Origin of the sequence: Ensifer sp. 1H6 (genome assembly GCF_001976035.1) — a bacterium.
Classification (GTDB): Bacteria; Pseudomonadota; Alphaproteobacteria; order Rhizobiales; family Rhizobiaceae; genus Ensifer; species Ensifer canadensis.
Genome location: NZ_MOAI01000019.1, coordinates 93302 through 115028, shown reverse-complemented (window position 1 = coordinate 115028; position 21727 = coordinate 93302). Strand labels below are relative to the sequence as shown.

The 21727-nt window shown below is 56.4% G+C and carries 10 protein-coding genes and 4 pseudogenes; 9 read left to right on the top strand and 5 right to left on the bottom strand.

What is annotated here, in order from left to right; all coding sequences use genetic code 11:
- Positions 1-77 precede the first annotated feature (77 nt).
- The 7 genes and pseudogenes from BKP54_RS21875 to BKP54_RS21845 all read left to right on the top strand — a co-directional run bounded on the left by BKP54_RS21875 (position 78) and on the right by BKP54_RS21845 (position 11627).
- Positions 78-5495: a glycoside hydrolase family 99-like domain-containing protein gene (locus BKP54_RS21875; RefSeq protein WP_084814921.1), complete on the top strand. Its 5418-nt coding sequence runs from the start codon at positions 78-80 to the stop codon at positions 5493-5495.
- A gap of 129 nt (positions 5496-5624) precedes the next feature.
- A pseudogene (locus BKP54_RS36115) lies at positions 5625-5970 on the top strand (IS3 family transposase); the annotation flags it as partial.
- Between the two features lie 43 nt (positions 5971-6013).
- Positions 6014-6233, top strand: a pseudogene (locus BKP54_RS36680) (transposase); the annotation flags it as partial.
- A gap of 120 nt (positions 6234-6353) precedes the next feature.
- Positions 6354-6593: pseudogene (locus BKP54_RS21860) on the top strand (transposase); the annotation flags it as partial.
- Positions 6594-6886: 293 nt separating this feature from the next.
- Complete coding sequence (locus BKP54_RS21855) at positions 6887-8569, top strand: M10 family metallopeptidase (protein ID WP_084814919.1); 1683 nt, start codon at positions 6887-6889, stop codon at positions 8567-8569.
- A gap of 38 nt (positions 8570-8607) precedes the next feature.
- Positions 8608-10320, top strand: a complete 1713-nt coding sequence (locus BKP54_RS21850) for a type I secretion system permease/ATPase (RefSeq protein ID WP_084814918.1) — start codon at positions 8608-8610, stop codon at positions 10318-10320.
- A gap of 44 nt (positions 10321-10364) precedes the next feature.
- Positions 10365-11627, top strand: a complete 1263-nt coding sequence (locus tag BKP54_RS21845; RefSeq protein WP_245317880.1) for an HlyD family type I secretion periplasmic adaptor subunit — start codon at positions 10365-10367, stop codon at positions 11625-11627.
- A 346-nt stretch (positions 11628-11973) separates the two neighbouring features.
- On the opposite strand, the pseudogene BKP54_RS21840 reads toward BKP54_RS21845, so the two are convergent.
- A pseudogene (locus BKP54_RS21840) lies at positions 11974-12394 on the bottom strand (IS66 family transposase zinc-finger binding domain-containing protein); the annotation flags it as partial.
- 72 nt (positions 12395-12466) lie between these two features.
- Complete coding sequence (locus tag BKP54_RS35670) at positions 12467-12643, bottom strand: transposase (protein WP_143347941.1); 177 nt, start codon at positions 12641-12643, stop codon at positions 12467-12469.
- A 484-nt stretch (positions 12644-13127) separates the two neighbouring features.
- On the opposite strand from BKP54_RS35670, the gene BKP54_RS21835 reads away from it, so the two are divergent.
- Both BKP54_RS21835 and BKP54_RS21830 read left to right on the top strand, forming a co-directional pair.
- Positions 13128-13586, top strand: coding sequence for a helix-turn-helix domain-containing protein (locus BKP54_RS21835; protein ID WP_084814917.1), 459 nt, complete (start codon positions 13128-13130; stop codon positions 13584-13586).
- Between the two features lie 292 nt (positions 13587-13878).
- Positions 13879-15948 carry a recombinase family protein gene (locus BKP54_RS21830; RefSeq protein WP_084814916.1) on the top strand — a complete coding sequence of 690 codons (2070 nt, stop codon included), beginning with the start codon at positions 13879-13881 and terminating at the stop codon, positions 15946-15948.
- Between the two features lie 523 nt (positions 15949-16471).
- Here BKP54_RS21830 and cysN read toward each other — a convergent pair.
- The 3 genes from cysN to scpA form a co-directional block, all read right to left on the bottom strand.
- On the bottom strand, positions 16472-18370 hold the full coding sequence (cysN, locus tag BKP54_RS21820) for a sulfate adenylyltransferase subunit CysN (RefSeq protein WP_084814914.1): 1899 nt from the start codon (positions 18368-18370) through the stop codon (positions 16472-16474).
- Complete coding sequence (cysD, locus tag BKP54_RS21815; protein ID WP_084814913.1) at positions 18357-19262, bottom strand: sulfate adenylyltransferase subunit CysD; 906 nt, start codon at positions 19260-19262, stop codon at positions 18357-18359. The genes cysN and cysD overlap by 14 nt, the downstream gene beginning before the upstream one ends.
- A 185-nt stretch (positions 19263-19447) precedes the next feature.
- On the bottom strand, positions 19448-21586 hold the full coding sequence (scpA, locus tag BKP54_RS21810; protein WP_084814912.1) for a methylmalonyl-CoA mutase: 2139 nt from the start codon (positions 21584-21586) through the stop codon (positions 19448-19450).
- Positions 21587-21727: the final 141 nt, after the last annotated feature.

The following is a 21727-nucleotide window of genomic DNA, read 5'->3' as shown; positions in this document are numbered from 1 at the left end:
GGCTGTCGAGCAAAGAAATGGCAAAACTGAATGTTGTTGCCTCCTCAGGCGCAGAATAAAATGCACGAGAGTTAGTTATGCAAAGTATTAATGGTGTTTTGTCGGATGATAGGCTGGCGGAATATTTGAAATGGAACAGCTACTATTCTCCTCGTTACAGCCTGTTGTATGTCAGCACCCCGAAAGTCGCCTGCACTTCTCTCAAATGGTGGCTTGCTTCTCTCGAAGGTCACACTCGAGCGATACAGGCGGCCAAAGGAAGCCCTGAATCCGATTCTGACCTTGCAATCCATCATGTGTTTTGGAAGGTCGCTCCTGATGTTACCGGGCTGCCGGATGATAGTATAAGTGAAGTCCTGCGGTCGGAGAGTGTCTTCCGGTTCGGAGTTGTGCGAAACCCTTACAAACGCGTCTTTTCCGCGTGGCAATCGAAGCTTGTGCTGCGTGAGCCGCTACAAGCGGTCCCTTACAGGCATCTTCCCTTTTTCAACCGACCTCTTGAAACTTGGGAGGATATTTCTGCCTCTTTCGAAGGTTTTTTGCAACATCTCACTCTGAATGAAGCACCGCACTACTGGGATCATCACTGGCGATCCCAAGAGGCCATTCTGCGTCCCGACCTCATTGAGTATGACATAATTAGTCAGTTGGAGAATACGGAAGAACTCACCTCCGCTCTTCTATTACGGACCGGCAAGGGAGTGCCAAGTCCATTTGCGACGCGTCGGGCAAACGAAAGCCTTATTCCATACCAACGCGAATTCCTCACACCCACAAGTGTCCGTCTGATCCAGGAGCTCTATGCGGGGGACTTCGAACGTTTCGAGTATTCGACGGAGCCTCCAACTTCGCGCGAGGGCTTTTCACGAGAGCAACTTGACGTCGCCCTGCTTGCGGTCGCAGCGCTTCGGAAGCGTCATCAGCAGCTCGGCGAGCGCGCTGAGGTGATCGATGAACTCCGCATGAACGTTCAACAGCGTGATGCGCATATCGGCCATCTAGCGGAGGAGAAGGTCGCGCTTTCCTCAGGAATCGAAAGAGCGGGTAATGAGCTGCTGGCCAGCAGGGATGAAATCAACGCTCTGAACATTCATCTGCATCACGTCGTCACCTCAAAGGACACAGAGATTGCGGCGTTGGGGGACACTTGCGCGGCGCTTCAATCGGATTTGCAGCATCACGAGTCCGAAAACGTCGATCTACATGGAAAGGTGGCTGAACTCTCCAAAACGAAAGGGGCGGAAATTGCAGCATTGCAGGACACTCTTGCCACCCAGCAGCGTCATCTTGAGAGTCTCAAATCCGAGAATACTGGTCTGCATGGACAGCTTGTTGATCTCGCTGCTGCAAAGGATAACCAGATTGACGTGCTTCAGCAGGTTTGCGCGAAACATCAAGCAGAAAGTCAAGCCTATCAATCAAAGAACGCTACTCTCCAGACGCAACTGACGGAGCTTTTCATGTCTCGTTTTCAAGCTAGGCCGACGTCTAGAGCTTCTGCCCTTTCGCGTTTCTTTGGGGCGTCGGCCCGGCGCCCGTCACGCGCGGACTTGGCAACAATTCGGGGGAGTGGTCTCTTTGATGCCACATTTTACCTAACCCGCAACCCCGATGTCGCCGCGGCGAACGTTGATCCAGTGGTACACTATCTCTCCCATGGCTGGCGTGAGGGTCGCGATCCTTCCGTTCATTTCAGTACAATAGGCTATCTCGCCGCATATCCGGACGTCGCCGCCAAAGAATTGAACCCGCTGCTCCACTACTACAAATACGGCAGAGAAGAGAGGCGCGGCACGGGAGGCGTATCCGCGCAACATGATCTAGAGAATGCCGCCGACGTTCGGATCATCGGAGAAAGTAATCTCTTTGATGCAGAGTTCTACCTTGCCCACAATCCTGATGTGGTTGCGGCCAAAATAGATCCCGTGATCCATTATGTTACAAGTGGCTGGCACGAGGGGCGCGATCCCTCTGCTCGCTTCAAGACCACGCGCTATCTGGCTGAGAACCCGGATGTATCGGTCGCCGGCATCAACCCACTCGCTCATTATATTCGGTTCGGACAGAGTGAGGGGCGAGCCTTAGCAAGCGATCAGATTGTCGGCGGGGCACCAAGCATCGAAACATTCGCACCTCGCTCACCTCCAAGCAACGATCGACCGGAAAAGGACATAAGAGAGGAGATTTCGGCCATAGAAGCATCGGGGCTTTTCGATGAAGGCTTCTATGTGTCAATGTATCCGGAGCTGAATATCGAGCCGGGGACGGCAGTTGAACACTACTGCCGACAAGGCTGGCTGGAAGGCCGCAACCCTTCCGATGATTTCGACACTAAGTTTTATCTGGAAAAATACGCCGACATACGCAACGGCTCGGTGAATCCCTTCTTTCACTATGTCGTGGCAGGGACCACAGAGTCTCGCTTGCCTCGCCAGGAAACTGCTGGGCACTACGAGGATGATACTCGCTTCGGCTCGATAGAGACTGACATAAAGCTGCTTGCTTTCTACGTCACCCCGAAATGGGAAGCTGTGCAACGGGCTCGACCGAAATTTCCCGGCCACATTCAACCAGTAAAGCCGCTTCAGGACGGCAGTTATTTTGGCGTCTCCGATGCGGAGACCTTGCGCAAACAGGTGAGCATCGCAAAGGCACATGGGCTTTACGGCTACTGTTTCGAGGTTCCTTCCACCCGCACAAAGAGGCGAGCATCAGCACCTGTAACTACCCTGATGAAGCATCGGGATATAGACATAAATTTCGCGGTAATTCAGCCTGTTGACGCTTCAATTGATTTGGGGGAGGTTGCCGCCGCACTGTCCCGATATTTCCTTGATCGGCGCTATGTTCATGTAGGCAGCCGACCGCTGCTGATTGTTGATTTGCCCAGCGACTATATTAGCTGCCTGGACACGATTTCAGCAATATCTGAAAGAATATCTAAGCATACTGCGGTCAAGCCCTTCATCTTGGCGCGCCCGCTGACGACTGAGCCTCATAAAGCGATGACGGAGTCACTCGCTCACGTGTGCGATGGAGTGCTGGACTCGCCCCTGCGGCCCAAGAATGGCGGGGCAGGTGGTTTCGCGACGAAAACACGCGGTTCGGTAGCAACGGTTCCCTACAACATAGCCGCTCAGAACGGAATGTCGCGTGCGCAAAGTGCCTCGATTTCCGACTATCCGATGTTCCCATGTGTTAGCCTGCCAAAAGATGACAGCGGAGAAGACGTGGAAAGACCGGTAGTCCATACCGGCTTCGATCCGCAAACGTATCGGCGGTGGCTTGATGCGGCGTTCGCCGCTGCACGAAACGCACATGCTCGCGATCGGCGATTCGTGTTCATCGACTCGTGGAACAACTGGAGTGGTGGAACTTACCTGGAGGCAAGCGACACGCAAGGCTTCCTCCGCCTCAACGAAACCACCAGGGCATTGACCGGCCTGGCATCACAACAATTCATGCCTAAGGTGACGGTCATCGTCCCAAACTATAACCATGAAAAATACCTGCGGAAACGCCTGACCAGCATATACGAACAGAGTTACACAAATATTGAAGTCATCTTGATGGACGACAAGTCTTCGGACAGAAGCCGTGAAGTTCTTGATGAATATCACGAGATGTATCCAGATCTGACTCGCAAATTATACAATGAAAAGAATACCGGAAGCCCGTTTCGTCAATGGGCTCGAGGTATCGGCGAGGCCACTGGTGACCTCATATGGATAGCTGAGAGCGACGACTTCTGTGACCGTGACTTTCTCAGCAATCTGGTTGGTGCCTTCAGCGATGAAGCGGTGATGCTTGCCTATGGGAAATCAGTATTCGTAGATCAAAATCAGTCCACGCTACCCCACTTCTTTGAGAATTACGTAGGCGAACTTGAGTGCCGCGACCAATGGAACGGCCCCTATACGAATACCTCATACAATGAGGTGCGATGCGCGCTGGGTTTGAAAAACACGATACCCAACGCCAGTGGAGTGCTATTCCGGACGCCAAAGGAGATATCGCTCCTCTCTGACGATGAATGGCTGTCCATGCGCGTGGCGGGCGATTGGGTATTCTATCTCCACATTCTGCGAGGTGGCAAAATTGCCTACCGACCCGACGCGATTAACTTTTTCCGCCGATACGAAGGAAGTACAGCAGAGGCGACATACCGAAAGGAGATCTTTTACCGTGAGGTCGGCATTGCCAACCGCACCGTGGCCGCTCTTTACGACGTGCCCATGGAAGTTTTGGCACGTTGCAGAGAAAACTACCGCTACTTCTATAGGATCAAAGTGGGGAATGACGATGCACAGTTTGAGAGGTGGTACAATTTCGACAGCGTTTTGAAGGCACGTGAATCCCGGATGGGAAACATCCTAATTCCCACCATGGGATTTTCGCCGGGGGGAGCCGAAATTCTGCCGATCAGACTGGCGAACGAGTTCAAGCGCCAAGGTTACTCAGTGCTTTTCCTAAACGTCGGCTTCTATCCGTTTACGAGCGGCATACGCAAGCTGCTTCGCAACGACATACCTTTGGCAAACGTGTCAGACACCATGCTCAAGAATGTCATCGAGGAATATGGCATCGAAATATTGAACTCACATCAGTGGCATTTCCAGAAATTGCCAATGGCGTATGCTGACATGTTTGATGACCTCAAAGTACATGTCGCAGCGCTGCATGGAATGATCGAACATAACGAGGCATTCGAGACGACTGATGAGCAGCTATTAGCAGCGAATGAGAACGTCACCACTTGGGTCTATACTGCAGATAAAAACATCGTACCTTTCAAGAATTGCGGGATCCTTGATGAACAGAAATTCCGAAAACTTCCAAACGGGATGGAGCCGCCTGTCGTTGTCCCTGTATCAAGAAGCGAACTCGGTATTCCCGACGATGCGTTTGTCCTTTGCTGCGTGAGCCGGGCAATACCGGATAAAGGCTGGGAAGAGTGCGTGGAAGCCGTTGGTATTGCCCGTTCCATCAGCGGTTGTGACATTCGCCTCATCTTGGTGGGGAATGGGCCGATCTATGATGAGTATTCGCAAAAGCCTGCTCCCGACTATGTTTATCCAGTTGGCTTCAGCAAGGATTCGATCGGGTACTACGCGGCATCGGATATGGGGATTATGCTCAGCCGGTTTAAATCGGAAAGTTTTCCCCTCACAATTGTCGACTGCCTTTTTGCAGGTAAGCCTTACATCGGTACAAATGTCGGCGAGATCCCCAATATGCTCACGATAGATGACGTGGATGTCGGTACAGTAATAAAGCTGAATAACTGGAAAATTCCGGTCGAAGATGTTGCGCAGGAGATCGCTGATTTTGCCTCAAATCCGGATCGGTACCAATTAGCTTTGAAAGCTGTACCTGCGGCTGCAAATCGCTATAGAATAGATAACGTCGCATCCCAATATATAAATCAATTTCGGGCGGATATGGGCGGAGATACTATCGGGAAGCGGAAAGTGCTGCAACAGCGTGAACTTTGACTTAATTTGGATTTTCGGCGGGAGTTTGGAGAAACCGGTTGCGAGGCACCGCGATGGCCGGCTAGACGCCTTATTTCAATGCTGGGGTAATCCTCCCGCGCATTAACGGGGTTCAAAAGTAGAACTTTCTCGTTTTGCAAATGGCGAGCTAAGTATGGCGGCATGGATGCGTCGATGATCAGCCAGATGAGGGCTCTGCAGGTTGAGAACCGACGACTCGCGGCCATCTCAACGCCGGGAGATGGCCGGGAAGGCAGTGGCGCTACGCGGGGTGAGCATTGCGCTCGCCTGCCGCACCTTTGGTGTCGGCGAGACTGCTATCGCTACAGTGCGAAGCGGACGACGAGAACGAGCAGATCGCCGATCTGCTGATCGGACGATCGGACTGACACGGGCAAAGAAAGGCTGGGGCTTCGGCCGGTGCTTCCTTTTCCTGCGCAATGTTCGGGGTCATCGCTGGAACAAAAATCGGCTCACCGGACGCTCACCTTTGACATTTAACGTTGAGATCGCTGAATTTGGATCAGCAGCTTGAAGCTTGGCACACAGAGAACGAGGCCAGTCGCAGGCTCGCGCGGATCCCCGGCCTTGGCATCGTCGCAGCCACGGCTGTTGCCGCCACCGTTACCGAGGCGGAACAATTCCGTTCAGGCAGGCAGTTTGCCGCTTGGCTCGGCCCGACGCAGCAACAGTATTCGACCGGGGGCAAAACACAGCAACACAGCTCGGCGGCATCTCTAAGCGGGAGACCGATACTTGCGCAGATTGCTTGTTGTCGGCACGACCGCCGTCATCCGTCATCCGTCACACAAAGAACAAGGCAACACCGCTGCGACCTCGACCGGAATGAACTGTGGAACAGATGGCCCGGGAAAAGCTGGCTCACCGCGTCGGATCCAGGCAGGGCTGCCGACGGAAGCAACGATGGCACATTTTCTGGTCTCCAAATATGCCGATCAAACGCCGCTCAATCGACAGGCACGAATCATGAGCCACCAAGGCATTGATCTCGACCGCCCCACGCTTGCCGACAGGTTCAGTCGCGCAGCCTATCAACTGCATCCTGTGTTCAATGCGCTGATCGCCGACCCGAAGCGCTAGTCGTGAGCCGGAAGCTACACCGTGCTGTAGCATTTCGGGAATGGACTTGATCTGCGACTCAGGGTTAAAAAGTCGGAAATGCAACCAAGAGGGTACTTCAAGCTGCTTTAAACTATTCGATGGGCTCTCAATGAGAGCTTGTCCACACCATGTTGGATCGGCCCGGCTACCTTCGACTTAGTAACCATACGATCACCCTTGACTGCGCCGAGGACTTATAGAACTCGTTGGCCCCATTACTGCGTTTCTATATCTAGCCCCTCAATTTTGTAACGATTTGGAGTTCCACAATGCCGATTGGTCCATTTTTCAATAACGATCAGATTTCGTGGCAACTTACAGATGGCCATTGGCAAGCTGATGGACTGGCGCGTCATGCGTTCGCGCTTTCGGCCGGCAGGACGATCACCGTCGATATGACGGGTTTGACCACCGCTGGGCAGCAATTGGCCCAATGGGCTCTCGATGCCTGGACTGAGGTGAGCGGGATCACTTTCCTCCACGTTTCGACCGGTGCTTCCATCAAGCTTGATGATGCATGGGCAGGAGCATTCACCACGCCTTACTACTCTGGCAACACAACGACTTCTGCGATAGTTAACATCTCAACCGACTGGCTCAATTCGTATGGTACCGGTCGAGACACCTATTCGATGCAAACGTACGTCCACGAGATTGGCCATGCACTCGGGCTTGGCCACGCAGGCAACTATGACGGCAATGCAACCTACGGCGTCGACAATCTGTTTTCGAATGACTCATGGCAAGCCACGGTCATGTCGTACTTCAGCCAAGACGACAACCCCACGACCAATGCCTCGTTTGCCTATGTAGTCACGCCTATGATCGCTGACATTATCGCGATCCAAGATCTCTACGGGCCGGCAGCTTCGCATATCGGGAACGACACTTACGCTTTCCAGGATTCGTTTGGGGTCAATAATACCGCCAGAACCATTTTTGATACGAATGGTATTGACACCTTCGACTTCACCAACGCTTCGCAACCGCAGTTCATTGATATCCGTCCAGAACATTACTCAGATGTTGGCGGCCTGTTCGGAAATCTGGGCATTGCTCGAGGCACCATTATCGAAAACGTCATCGGCGGCAGATCGGCTGACGGGATCATCGGAAATTCTGCAGACAACTGGTTTGACGGGCAGGGCGGAAACGATCTCATATTCGGCGAGGGTGGCCGCGACAATGCTAACTACAATGTTGCCCAGTCGGACGCCTTTGTTTTTCAGTTTGTTGAAGGAGCAGTCGTCTCTTCTGCTTACGGAAACGATATTCTCGTCGATGTCGAGACATTAAGTTTCACTGACGGCGCAAAGGGGCTCGATTTGGCAGGAAGCGGGCATTCCATTCTGGACTATGCCGCGTCGTACGCTGATCTCGCCGCCGGCTACGGTACAGACGAGAACGCGCTCTTCCTGCACTTTGCAGACCATGGCCTAGCAGAGGGCAGGACGATTACATTCGACTCCCAGCTCTATCTTGGAGCCTATGCAGATCTGAGGGCTGGCTATCGCACTGACCTGACCTCTGCGGCCGCGCACTTCATTGAGCACGGCAAGAGTGAGGGCCGTTCCGACGATGCCTTCAGTTCGCTGGAATATATCGCGTCTTATGGCGATCTGATCGTTGGGTTCGGCGCCAACGCCTCTAGGGGGCTTTCTCACTTCAAGCAGAATGGTTTTTATGAAGGGCGTGGCGACAATTTCAACGGGTTGACCTATATCGCCTCGCATTCAGACCTGATTGTTGGATTTAGCGACAATGCTGCTGTCGGCACTGAGCATTACATTGAGAATGGATACTATGAAGGGCGCCAATCCACCTTTGACGCCTACTCGTATCTTCATGCTCAAGGTAACGGAGACTTGCTAGCCTACTTCGGGGGTGACTTCGATGGTGCCACCCGTCACTACATCGACCATGGGTTCTACGAGGGGCGGTTCTTCGTCTAGCCGTCCTTCAGTTCAGCCGCCGACGTAGGGTTTGACGCGTGCCATCCAAAACTGTTGATCGCCGACGACCACTGGTCGCCGCCGCCTTAGGTTCAACCCACCGGGCTTTCGTTGGTGTGGCGGCACTTAGTGCCGTCACCAACCTTCTGATGCTTACCGGCCCCTTGTACATGATGCAGGTCTATGACCGAGTCCTCGCAAGCCGAAGCGTGCCGACGTTGGTAGCATTGTCGATTCTCGCGATCGGTCTTTACCTGTTCCTTGGTTTACTCGAAGTGTTGCGCGCGCGCATCCTGACGCAGATCGGCCAGAGGTTTGAGGAACAACTCGGCGGCCCGACCTTCGACGCGGTGCTCAAGCTGCCGCTTTGCATGTCGAAGAAGGAGGCGATCTCGCAGCCGCTGCGTGATCTTGATCGAATACGGCAATTCATGAGCGGACAGGGCCCGATCGCCCTTTGTGACATGCCGTGGCTGCCGGTCTATCTGGCGATCCTGTTTCTGTTCCACTCCTACCTGGGCTGGCTGGCTGTCGCCGGGGCTGTGGTTCTGATCGTGCTCACGCTCGCCAGCGAGTTTGTGCTGCGCGCGCCCATGCAGCGTCTCGCCCAGTTGGCGTCTTCCAGGGCGGAATTCATCGAGGCCGGGCGCCGCAATGCCGAGGCGCTCCGAGCAATGGGCATGACGGGCGTCTATTCGGACAAATGGCATGCGGCCAACACCGGCTATGTAGACGAACAGCGGCGCACGAGCGATGCGATCAGCAGCTTTGCCACCACATCCAAGATCTTCCGCTTGGGATTGCAATCGGCGGTGCTAGCGCTTGGTGCTTGGTTGGCGATCTACCAGCTTGCCTCACCCGGGGCGATGATCGCATCATCGATCTTGACGTCCCGGGCGCTCGCACCCATCGAGCAAGCGATCAGCCAATGGCGTGGGTTCCTGAACGCGCGTCAGGCACGACGCCGGCTCGAGGACATCCTTGGCACGTTTGCCGAAGGACGCCAGCCGATGCCGTTGCCAAGCCCGAAGCGCACGCTCGATGTTTCCGGTCTTACCGTTCTTGCTCCGGGTACAACCGCGCCGCTAGTGTGTGACATATCCTTCGCTCTTTCCGCCGGCAAGGGCCTCGGCATTATTGGCCCGAGCGGATCGGGAAAGTCGACCCTGGCGCGGGCGCTGGTCGGCGTCTGGTCGCCTGCGCGCGGAGCCATTCGCCTTGATGGGGCCGAACTCGACAACTGGAATCCGGAGGCACTCGGCGCTTCGATCGGCTATCTGCCTCAGGGCGTTGAACTGTTCGACGGCACCATCGCCGAGAACATCAGCCGCTTTGCCGACGCTGCCGACCCGGCGGCGATCATCGAAGCGGCAACACAGGCGGGCGTGCACGCGCTCGTTCTTTCGATGCCAGATGGCTACGATACGCGCATCGGCGCGGCTGGCGCAATCCTCTCGGCCGGCCAGCGCCAGCGCATAGGTCTTGCCCGAGCGCTCTATGGTAAGCCGTTCCTGATCGTACTCGACGAACCGAATGCCAGCCTCGATGCCGAGGGTGAAGCGGGCCTGACCGGTGCGATCATCGCGGCCCGTCAGGCCGGATCAATCGTGGTCGTCATCGCTCATCGCCCCAGTGCGCTTGCAGCGGTCGATCAGGTCCTGGTCATGGCAAAGGGCGGCATAGTCGCCTTCGGTCCTCGTGACGAGGTCCTGCGCAAAACGACCGTGCGCGCAGTCCCGGAGAGTGCATGATGACGGATCAAAAGAGCAAGGCGTCGCGGGCGATCCGACGTTACATGTTGATCTCCGGCGTTTCCGTCGCCGTCCTTCTCCTTGGCGCCGGCGGCTGGGCAGCGACCAGCACGATTTCGGGTGCGGTCGTTGCCATGGGGACAGTAGTCGTCGAGGGCAACGTCAAGCACGTCCAGCACCGGGAAGGTGGCATTGTTGGTGAGATCCGGGTGCGCGACGGCAACCGTGTGAAGGCAGGACAGCTGCTAGTTCGGCTTGACGATACGATCACCCGCGCCAACCTTGCCATGGTCAGCAAGCAGATCGATCAACTGACTGCGCGATCGATGCGGCTGACGGCCGAGCGTGACAACGCGGCTCAGGTCACGGTCCCCGAGGAACTGAAGATGCGCCTCGAGCAGCCGGAGATCGCCGACTACGTTCAATCCGAACGCGCGCTGTTTGTTGCCCGCCGAGAGACGATTGAAGGGCAGAAAGCACAGCTGCAGCAGCGCATCGGCCAGTTGCAGCAGGAAGCCGATGGACTGACTGCGCGTCGGTCGGCCAAGGACGATGAGTTGCGCCTGATCGAACAGGAGCTTGCCGGGATCACGACCCTGCACGAGAAGGGGTTGATGCCGTTCTCGCGCCTTGCTGAGCTTCAGCGCGTGCGCGCGCAGCTTTCGGGCGAGCGTGGGCAGCTCACCGCGGAGATTGCGCGTGCAGCCACACGCCGGACAGAAACCGAGCTGCAGATCCTGCAGCTCGACCAGGATCGCCGCTCCGAAGTGCTGACCGAGCTGCGCGACGTCGACAACAAGCTGGCAGAGCTCACGGAGCAACTGGTGGCGGCGAGCGACCAGTTGAAACGTATCGACCTGCTCGCGCCACAAGACGGCATCGTCCACGAATTAGCTGTGCATACCGTCGGCGGCGTGATCTCCCCAGGGGAAACGATCATGCAGGTCGTGCCGGTCAATGACAGCCTGGTCGTCGAGGCCAAAGTGCAACTAGCAGACATCGACCAACTCCATATCGGCCAAGCGGTGGTCTTACGCTTCTCCGCTTTCAATCAACGCACGACGCCGGAGATCAGCGGCACGATCACGACGATCGCGGCCAACCTCAGCAACGACCCGCAAACGGGCGAGGTCTGGTACAGCGCGCGGATCAAAATTCCCAAGCCGGAGCTCGAGCGGCTTGGAGAGCTAGCGCTTCACGCCGGCATGCCGGTCGAGGCCTTCATCCAGACCGGCGAGCGCACCGCCTTGTCCTATCTCGTCAAACCACTGGCCGACCAGATCACCAGAGCAATGCGGGAGGAGTAGAGGGTGATTCCGATAGGGGGCGAAATAACACCCTCATGAACGATTTACGCTTTTCGGACGCTTTTGAAGTAGCCCCATAAATACCCGTGTGTGGACACCCCTCCGGGAATGCAAGCTGCCGGGTTCACGTCATTCTGCATCGAAAGGCCACCGACGATGTAACGGTTGCCATCAGGCAGCCCTTCCAATCAAGTGCGTTTCAGAAGGGCCAAGGACACCGCGTTCTTCTCGGCGAGTGGCCGGGAGCCACTGTAGCCGTCGACTTGGAGTACGCCGATAAAGTCGTCAGGATGGGTCATCGCCCGCTCGGCCGCTCGGCCTTGCGGTCCGGCGCGTGCAAGGGTAGAGCTTGGACGATGACGTCCTCGCAGGCACGGCAGGCATATTCGGCTGGCGAACGATAACACGCGGAACTGGGCGGGAACGATGTCGAGCTTCTCGCTGAAATCCTCGCCGATCCGGTGAGGCGGATGTTGGCAGCAGGGGTGTCAAATGGGTTGGAAGCGAACCTCGATTGCTCCGTCGTCTTGCCGCCCGCGCCCGACGCTCCGAGATAGAGGCTCGCACCGTTTCCTCTTCGATCTGCTCGGCCTCTTCAAGGCCAAGCAGGAGCTGGTCCTCGGGTAAGGTCTCGGCTCGGCGGCCGAAGCGGTGGCGCTGCAACTCCTTGATGGTTGGCCGCAGCCGCTTGTTCCCGCCTCGCGCGAAAGCACCGTCGCCTTCAGCGTCTCCAGGTCGTCGGGAAGCTCGGCCGCCGTCATCGCAATGAGGCGCGGCAAAGCATATTCTTGGGCGCAAGGGCAGTGCCCGAACGCCCCGGGTTCAATTGGTCGCGGCCCTCAGTGGGGTGCTACAGGAACACGCTTCGGCTCCCTGGCGTGGACGCGTTTCCAATCCAGCCCCTCGAACAGCGCCGAGAATCCGAGAATTGCGCCGCGGTCAGATGCATGATGCATGACGCCATCCTGCATCTTCAGCCAGCGGAACTCGCCTTCCTCGAGCCGCTTGTACCTCATCTGAGAATGCAGCCCCGACCAGCGCAGGTCAGCAGTTAGTGCGGGTCATGCACCCGTTTCATCCCCTTTATGGACAACAGCTTCCTTGCGTCGGCGAGCGAGCTAACTCGCAGGGCAAACGTTTGCTGTTGCAGACCGAGGATGCCACCGTTTGGTCCGTTCCCCCGCAATGGACTGACCTTGTGAGCCCAGATCCTGAAGTTGTCATGGGTAACGGACGGCCGCTCTTGCGGGTCGCCGACTTAATGGAATTGGCCGCCTTGGTGGAGCGCCTTTCCAGAGCACGATGATGTGCAGGAGTTGTAAAGACAAATATGCCGCACATGTAAAGCTGATTATGCCGCATAGGTCCTATTTTGATGGAGTTATCACCGCAATTACAAGGGATGCATGATGCTAAACCATGAGGATTACCTTGACGAGACGGCAAAACGCGTCATAATTAACATTACGATTACGTCGCTTCATGTCCTCGGAGCCATCGATGTCTGCGAAGTACGACAGCAAGCGCGCAAAGACGGATGTCCTCATCGAAGAGGGTACGTTCAATCCCACCCCCGAGAAGGTGCGCGATCCAAAGTTTCGGGGCAGCGAGTTCTTCGATCCGCACGACGCCGTGCAGGTCAAATACGAGATGCTGCGTCGCGTCTCCATCGACAAGGTGTCGGTGACGGAGGCCTCCGACGAGTATGGCGTTTCCAGGCCGACTTACTACCAGGCCAAGGTGAACTTCGATATGGCCGGCATTGCCGGACTGGTGCCGACAAAGCCGGGGCCGGGCCCCCACAAGATCGACGACAAGGTCGTGGCATTTCTGCAGGCCCAGCTCGCTCCAGGAGAACCCGTTCGCGCCCGGGAACTTGCCAAGCTGCTCCGCCAGGAACTCGACATCGAGCTTCATCCCAGATCGATCGAGCGGGTTCTAAAAAAAAGCGGCAGGTAAACCTTGCCGCGACGGCGGCATGCCCGATCCTACCGTCGACCATCGCGTCCCAGTACGAGGTCTTGCGCAAGGCTGCTCTCGGCGCAGCGCTGCCGCTTATGGCCCGTAGCGGCCTGATGCTCTTTTTGCGCCGGGGTATGTGGGGATGGGCTCAGACGCTGACCGCAACAGCAATCACCCCGCGAGAGCAGAATTACCCATCGTCAATTGCTTGGCCGCTGCACCGCGGACACAGCGCCGTCGTTCACGTCCTTGCGACAATCGCCATGAGCATCAACGATCGGAGATCACGATGAATGTACATCTCAAAGTCCAGCCTCATCACCTCGAACGCAGCGCCTACCTCTACATCCGCCAATCTTCGATGCGGCAAGTCATCGACAATACCGAGAGCGCCATGCGGCAATATGCGCTTCGCGGGCGCGCTATCGCCCTTGGTTGGCGTGAGGAGCAGATTATCGTCATCGATAACGATCAAGGTGAATCCGGCGCATCGGCGGTCTGGCGTGAGGGATTTCAGCGGCTGGTCAGTGATGTCGGCATGGGACACGCCGGGATCGTCATGGGCCTGGAGGTCTCCCGTCTGGCGCGCAACAATGCCGACTGGCAGCGTTTGCTGGAGATCTGCGCCCTTGCCGACACCCTGATCCTCGACGAGGACGGCGTCTACGATCCGGCAAGTTTCAACGACCGCCTCTTGCTGGGCCTGAAGGGAACGATGAGTGAAGCCGAACTGCATGTGATCAAGGCAAGGCTGCGCGGCGGCATCCTCAACAATGCGCGGCGCGGCGAGTTCCGCTGCCCCCTGCCAACCGGGCTGGTCTATGACCACTCCGGCAATGTGGCACTTGAACCAGACATGCAAGTCAGAGAGACGATCGTCCATTTCTTCGAGACGTTCTCTCGCGTTGGATCCGCCTCCCAGACCGTCAAGGCCTTTCGTCAGGAAGGCATTCTCTTTCCCTCACGCCTGCACGACAGCCAGACGGTTTTTCGGCCACTGACGCCTTCGACGGCGATGCGTGTGCTGCACAATCCACGTTACGCCGGAGCCTATGCCTATGGCCGCCGCCGCTATCGACGCACCATTGATGGCAAGAGGATTGTGCGTGAACAAGATAATGATGATTGGACGGCATGTATTCCAGATGCCCATCCCGGCTACATCAGTTGGGAGCAGCATCAGGAGAACCTGAGGATTCTGAAGTCAAACATCTGCCATAAATGGAACGCGGCGGTCGCATCACCGCCGCGGGAAGGCCCGGCGCTGCTGCAGGGGCGCGCCGTGTGTGGGCAATGCGGCAGGCATTTTCACATGCGCTACGCTGCCCGACGTGGTCGGCAGGAAGCCTGGTACGTTTGTGATCGCGCCCGTACCAATCGCGGTGAACCCCTATGCCAGGCGATCGCTGCACCTCCTGTTGACGAAGCCATCGGCATGCTGATCGCCGAGCAGATGACGCCGGCAGCCATCGAACTGGCGATTGAAGTCCGCAAAGAGATCGAAGCGCGACATGAAGAGGCGGACCGGCTGCGCTGTCGCGCAATCGAGCGCGCGCAAACGGAGGCCGATCTCGCCCAGCGCCGTTTCATGCTCGTCGATCCCAATAACCGCCTCGTCGCCGACACGCTCGAAGGCGAATGGAACGAGAAGCTCCGCATCTTGGCTAATGCCCGCGAAGAGCGCGAGCGCGGCCGGGAGCACGATCAATTCATCCTCGATAAGGCCGTCCACGAGCGGTTGGTCGCAATGACGGCGGACTTCAAAAAACTCTGGACCAACCCAGAGACCCCGAACCGCGAACGAAAGCGCTTGCTTGCCCACATCATTGAGGACGTCACCCTCCTCAAACTACCGAAGAGAGGCACAACCAAGGCTCATATTCGCTTCAAAGGCGGCAAAACCCAGACACTCGTCACCATCAGCCCAAAATCGCCCAGCCAGCAGGTCAAGACGAACCCCGACATCATTGCACTGATCGATAAACTCCTCGACGATCATATTTTTTCCGAGATCGCCGACATTCTCAACGATCAGGGATACCGTCCGGGCTCGGTGACGCGCCGTGACCAGCGCAACGCCCGCTTCACAACCAAACGCGTCACCTATCTTGTTCGCGAATACAAGCTGAGATCACGCTATGACCGGCTCCGGGATCGTGGGATGTTGACAAAGAAGGAGGCGGCTGCACACCTCAATATCCATGAACATACCCTCGCCAGATGGGCTGAACATGGCCTCGTCACCAGCCATGCCTACAACGGACACTACTACCTGTACGAGCTTCCGAAGACAGATTTACCGCAAAAGCAATGCAGTCGATGGAACCAGCTCGTCGATCGCGTCGCCGCGCGTCAGTAAAATGCCAGCCAAGCCAAAACCTTCAACTGAATGCGAAAGAGAGATGCAGTATGAATGCAGATCGTTGGCGACGAAGCACATGCCGGTGCGATCCCAAAAGATCAGCTTGATCCGGTCGGTCCGCTTTGTACGGAAGACATAGACCTTGCCGCAGAATGGAGCCTCCCATTTCCGCCTTTACCAGCGTAGCCAGCCCTTCCACCCCCTTCGGGAAGTCGACCGACCTGGTGGCAATCATCAGCCGGAGGGCACTCGACGGCCCGATCACGCATTGGCCTCAGCGCTTGGATGACCGCTGCGATCGGCGCTACATCGATGCCAGCCGTAATTCTGATCGTTGCTTGGCCAATTTCCAGTTCGATCGCCGCTCACGGGGACGCGGTCTTGGGTGCTATCTTCCGGGGCGGCCCAGCCGCAATGGTAACGCAGCGCAGCCCGCCGCTATCACCCACATAACCGCAACCAACACCGTTGAAGCGAATTCAACGCTAGCTAAAATTTTGTGGAGACAGTGGGACCTGGGTCAGACCTGCTCCAGATAGCATTGGATATTAACGGCAATTTCCACCGCATTGACGCCGAGCGTATTTACATGAAACTCCGGATTTTCTGGTGGTTCATAGGGAGAATCTATGCCCGTAAAATTGCGAATTTGACCCGAGAAAGCCTTTTTGTAGAGGCCTTTGGGATCTCGGCGGACACATTCTTCCAGTGGCGTGTCAACGAAAATCTCGATGAATTCGCCAGGTTCCATCAGGTCGCGCGCCAGTTGACGCTCGGACCTGAACGGAGAAATGAATGCCACGATGACAATCAGCCCGGCGTCTGCCATCAATTTTGCAACTTCTGCCACTCGGCGGATATTCTCGACGCGATCAGCCTCCGTGAAGCCTAGGTCGCGGTTCAGGCCATGACGCAAGTTGTCCCCATCGAGTAGAATTGTGTGCCGACCATTGGCATGCAGCAGTTTCTCGAGATGATTGGCAATAGTGGATTTGCCCGACCCCGAAAGACCCGTGAGCCAGAGAACAGCAGGTTTTTGCCCCAGGAGTTCGGATCTGGAGCGCTTGCTCACCTCCAATGCCTGCCAATGGATATTTTCAGCGCGCCTCAGGGGGAAGTCGATCATTCCCGCGCCGACCGTCTTGTTAGAAAACGGATCGATGAGGATAAAGCCACCGGTAGCCCGATTGTCCCGGTAGCTGTCAAAAGCTATGGGCAAATGCAGCGAAAAGTTGCAGACGCCGAATTCATTCATCCTGAGAGATGAGGCCGCAGATTTAACGAGACTTGGTATGTCTATACTATATTTTAGGCTGCTGACATTGGCCGTGGTATTGTCGCATTCCGTCTTGAGAATATAATTCCTTCCGGGAAGGAGGGGTGTGTGGTCAAACCATATCACCTGAGCCTGAAATTGATCGGAGACGCTTGGGTAGTCATCGGGTGGGGAGAGAATGTTGCCCCGTGAGACATCGACCTGTTCGGTGAGAACGAGAGTAACGGCTTGCCCCTCACGCGCTTCCGCGAGATAGCCGTCCATTGTCACAATCTCCTTCACGCTAGACAAACTCCCGGATTTTGCGACTCTTACGAGATCTCCGACGCGAATGCTTCCTGACGCGATCTGTCCCGCAACACCCCGGAATTCCATGTTTGGTCTGCAGATATACTGAACTGGAAACCTAAATGGGCGTTCAAGACCATCATGGTCAATGGGAATGGTTTCCAACCGCTCAAGAAGCGTGGGACCGAGGTACCATGGCATCCGTTCTGAACGTAGGGTTACGTTATCGCCAAAGCGTGCGGAAAGAGGGATTGATTTTATCGTGGCAAAATCGAGATCTTTGCAAAACGATTCGTAACTTTCGGAAATTCTGTCAAATATATCCTGATCGAAATCGACCAGATCCATTTTGTTGACGGCAAGGATAACATGCTTAACCCCGAGCATCGATGCAATGCAGGAATGTCTGAGAGTTTGCGTTAAAATCCCTCGACGTGCGTCTACAAGTAGGATGCCAAGATCCGCAGTCGAGGCTCCTGTCGCCATATTGCGGGTGTATTCTTCATGGCCCGGAGTGTCTGCCACGATAAATTTGCGCTTGCTCGTGGAAAAATAGCGATAGGCGACATCTATTGTGATGCCTTGCTCGCGCTCGGCTTCCAACCCGTCAACCAGCAGTGCCATATCGAGGTCTTCGCCGGTTGTGCCATACCTAGCGTTTTCATTTTTCAGTGCCGCGAGTTGATCCTCGAAAATCTGCTTCGTCTCGTATAGAAGCCGACCTACCAAAGTGGACTTGCCATCATCAACCGAGCCGCAGGTGAGAAATCTTAAAAGGGATTTCTCGTCTTGGTTGAGGATGAACTCGTAAAATTTGCTCTGTTTACTGGGCCCGATTCCATTAAAAATATCCATCTTTTTTCTTCTTCTCCATCGAACCGGCCTGATCCTTGTCGATAATGCGCCCTTGACGCTCAGAGGTTCGGGAAACCAGCATCTCGGCGATTATTTCTTCGACCGTTTCGGCAGTCGACTCAATCGCGCCTGTCAACGGGTAGCATCCAAGCGTACGGAAACGGACAGTCCTTTCCTCAATGACGTCTTCGGCGCCGACGGGCATGCGTTGATCATCTACCAAAATCCACATGCCGTCTCGTTTGACGACGGAGCGCGGTTTTGCGAAATAGAGCGGCACCAAAGGGATATTCTCTTTTAGAATATATTGCCAAATGTCGAGTTCTGTCCAATTTGACAGAGGAAAGACACGGATTGATTCTGCTGGCGCAATCCGCGTGTTGTAAACCTTCCACAATTCGGGGCGCTGGTTCTGCGGATCCCACGCATGTTGACTGTTGCGAAAGGAAAAGACGCGTTCCTTTGCCCGCGACTTTTCTTCATCACGCCTGGCGCCTCCGAAAACGGCGTCAAAACGGTGTTTGTCGAGAGCCTGACGCAAAGCCAACGTTTTCATCACATGCGTATGGCGGCTTGAGCCATCGGTGAACGGATTGATTTTTTGCGTGATACCGTCTGGATTAATGTGGACCAAGAGGTTTAGGTCCAATTCCTTGGCGATACGGTCACGGAATTCGATCATCTCATGGAATTTCCACATTGTATCTACATGCAGCAATGGGAATGGCAAAGGGGCCGGATGGAATGCCTTCATTGCCAACCGTAACAGAACCGAGGAATCCTTTCCGATCGAATACAAGATAACCGGCTTGGTGAAGCTGGCAGCGACTTCCCTGAAGATGTGTATGGATTCAGCCTCAAGCCGTTCTAGATGAGTCAGTCTCAAAATCATTTCCTCTCTGCGGCGCGAAAAGCCGGGAATGATATTATTCACGTCCTGCTCGACTACTCCGTCTATTAATGCTGCGCCTTATCAAGGTCTAGATCTCAGGCTGGATGTCCAAGGCCGGGCGTAACGACAACCGTCGAGGCAAAACGAGCAATGCCATCGCAGCTTCGTTCGCGGCCATCGCGGTATCAAATGTTCCGCCGCTTACCCTCGATCAGGTCGAGCACCGCGCGGGCGGCATCGAGCACATTGGTGCCGGGGCCGAAGACGGCGGACACGCCATTGTCCATCAGATACTCGTAATCCTGCCGCGGGATGACGCCGCCGCAGATGACGATGATATCCTCGCCGCCGCGCTTTTTCAGCGCATCGGCAAGCTGCGGCATCAGGGTCTTGTGGCCGGCGGCAAGCGATGACACGCCGATGACGTTGACCTTGCTGGCAAGCGCCATGTCGGCCGCCTCTTCGGGGGTCTGGAACAGCGGGCCGGCCAGAACGTCGAAGCCGATATCGCCAAAGGCCGAAGCGATCACCTTGGCCCCCCGGTCGTGGCCATCTTGGCCGAGCTTTGCCACCATGATCTTCGGCTTGCGGCCGAGCTTGTCCGAGACCTCGCCCAGCCGTTCGGTGAGCACGGCAAGTTCAGGCTCACCCTCATAGGCCTTGCCATAGATCTTGCTGACCACCTTGGGTGTTGCGGCATGGTCGCCGAACGCCGCGCGCATCGCGTCGGATATCTCGCCGACGGTTGCCCGGGCACGGGCCGCCTCGACCGCGGCGGTCAACAGATTGCCGTCGCCGGTGCGGGCAAATTCGGTAATAGTGGCCAGTGTCTTTGCCACATCCTGCGAGTTGCGCCGACGCTTGGTTTCCTCGATCCGGCGGATCTGGGCGGCACGCACGGCGGTATTGTCGATCTCCAGGATGTCGATCGGCTCTTCGTTGTCGAGACGGTATTTGTTGACGCCGACGATCACTTCTTCGCCCTTGTCGACCGCCGCCTGCCGGCGGGTGGCCGCCTCTTCAATCAGCCGTTTCGGCAGTCCGGCATTGACCGCCTCGGTCATGCCGCCCATCGCCTCGATCTTTTCGATCAGCGCCCAGGCTTTTTCCGCCAGCTCGTTGGTGAGGCTCTCGACGTAATAGGAGCCCGCCAGCGGATCGACGACCTTGGTGACGCCCGTCTCATGTTGCAGGATCAGCTGGGTATTGCGGGCGATGCGCGCCGAAAACTCTGTCGGCAGCGCAATCGCCTCGTCGAAGGAATTGGTGTGCAGCGACTGGGTGCCGCCAAGGGCTGCCGACATCGCCTCGAAGGCGGTGCGGATGATGTTGTTGTACGGATCCTGCTCCTGCAGCGAAACGCCCGATGTCTGGCAATGGGTGCGCAGCATCAGTGACGACGGCTTCTTCGGCTCGAACTCCGTCATGATCCGCGTCCACAGCAGCCGTGCTGCGCGAAGCTTGGCGGCCTCCATGAAGAAGTTCATGCCGATGGCGAAGAAGAAGGAGAGGCGACCGGCGAACTCGTCGACGTTCAGGCCCTTGGCAAGGGCGGCGCGCACGTATTCGCGGCCATCGGCGAGCGTGAAGGCGAGCTCCTGCACCAGCGTCGCGCCCGCCTCCTGCATGTGATAGCCCGAGATCGAGATCGAGTTGAACTTCGGCATCTCCTTTGCCGTATACTCGATGATATCGGCAACGATGCGCATCGAGGGTTCCGGCGGGTAGATATAGGTGTTGCGGACCATGAACTCCTTGAGGATGTCGTTCTGGATGGTCCCCGACAGCTTGTCGCGTGAAACGCCCTGTTCCTCGCCGGCGACGATGAAGGAGGCGAGGATCGGGATCACAGCACCGTTCATGGTCATCGACACCGACATTTCCTCCAGCGGAATGCCATCGAACAGGATCTTCATGTCCTCGACGCTGTCGATCGCCACACCCGCCTTGCCGACATCGCCCTCGACGCGCGGGTGATCGCTGTCGTAACCGCGGTGGGTGGCAAGGTCGAAGGCGACAGAAAGGCCCTTCTGGCCGGCAGCGAGGTTCTTGCGATAAAAGGCGTTCGAGGCTTCTGCCGTCGAGAATCCCGCATATTGCCGGATCGTCCAGGGCCGGCCGGCATACATTGTCGCGCGCGGGCCGCGCAGGAAAGGCGCGAAGCCCGGTAGGGAACCAAGGTGGCCGATGCCGTCGAGATCGTCAGCCGTGTAGAGCGGCTTGACGGCGATGCCTTCCGGCGTCTGCCAGGTAAGATTTTCCGGCGCCGTCTTGAGTTCGCGCTCGGCGAGGTTTTCCCAATCTTTCACGGTCTTATCGCTCATCGGTAACTCCTTGGCCCAAAGGGCACCTTTCGGACCTCATCCCAGTGCCTGTCACAGGGATCCAGTCACGCGAAGTTCTTCGCGTGAAGAAATGATCTCGTGCACCGCGCACGCGGCGCTGCTGGATTCCTGCGACAAGCA

Coding starts and splice junctions, on each gene's coding strand:
- BKP54_RS21875 (WP_084814921.1), top strand. CDS start 78: ATGCAAAGTATTAATGGTGTTTTGTCGGATGATAGGCTGGCGGAATAT.
- BKP54_RS21855 (WP_084814919.1), top strand. CDS start 6,887: ATGCCGATTGGTCCATTTTTCAATAACGATCAGATTTCGTGGCAACTT.
- BKP54_RS21845 (WP_245317880.1), top strand. CDS start 10,365: ATGTTGATCTCCGGCGTTTCCGTCGCCGTCCTTCTCCTTGGCGCCGGC.
- BKP54_RS35670 (WP_143347941.1), bottom strand. CDS start 12,643: ATGAGGTACAAGCGGCTCGAGGAAGGCGAGTTCCGCTGGCTGAAGATG.
- BKP54_RS21835 (WP_084814917.1), top strand. CDS start 13,128: ATGTCTGCGAAGTACGACAGCAAGCGCGCAAAGACGGATGTCCTCATC.
- BKP54_RS21830 (WP_084814916.1), top strand. CDS start 13,879: ATGAATGTACATCTCAAAGTCCAGCCTCATCACCTCGAACGCAGCGCC.
- cysN (WP_084814914.1), bottom strand. CDS start 18,370: ATGGATATTTTTAATGGAATCGGGCCCAGTAAACAGAGCAAATTTTAC.
- cysD (WP_084814913.1), bottom strand. CDS start 19,262: ATGATTTTGAGACTGACTCATCTAGAACGGCTTGAGGCTGAATCCATA.
- scpA (WP_084814912.1), bottom strand. CDS start 21,586: ATGAGCGATAAGACCGTGAAAGATTGGGAAAACCTCGCCGAGCGCGAA.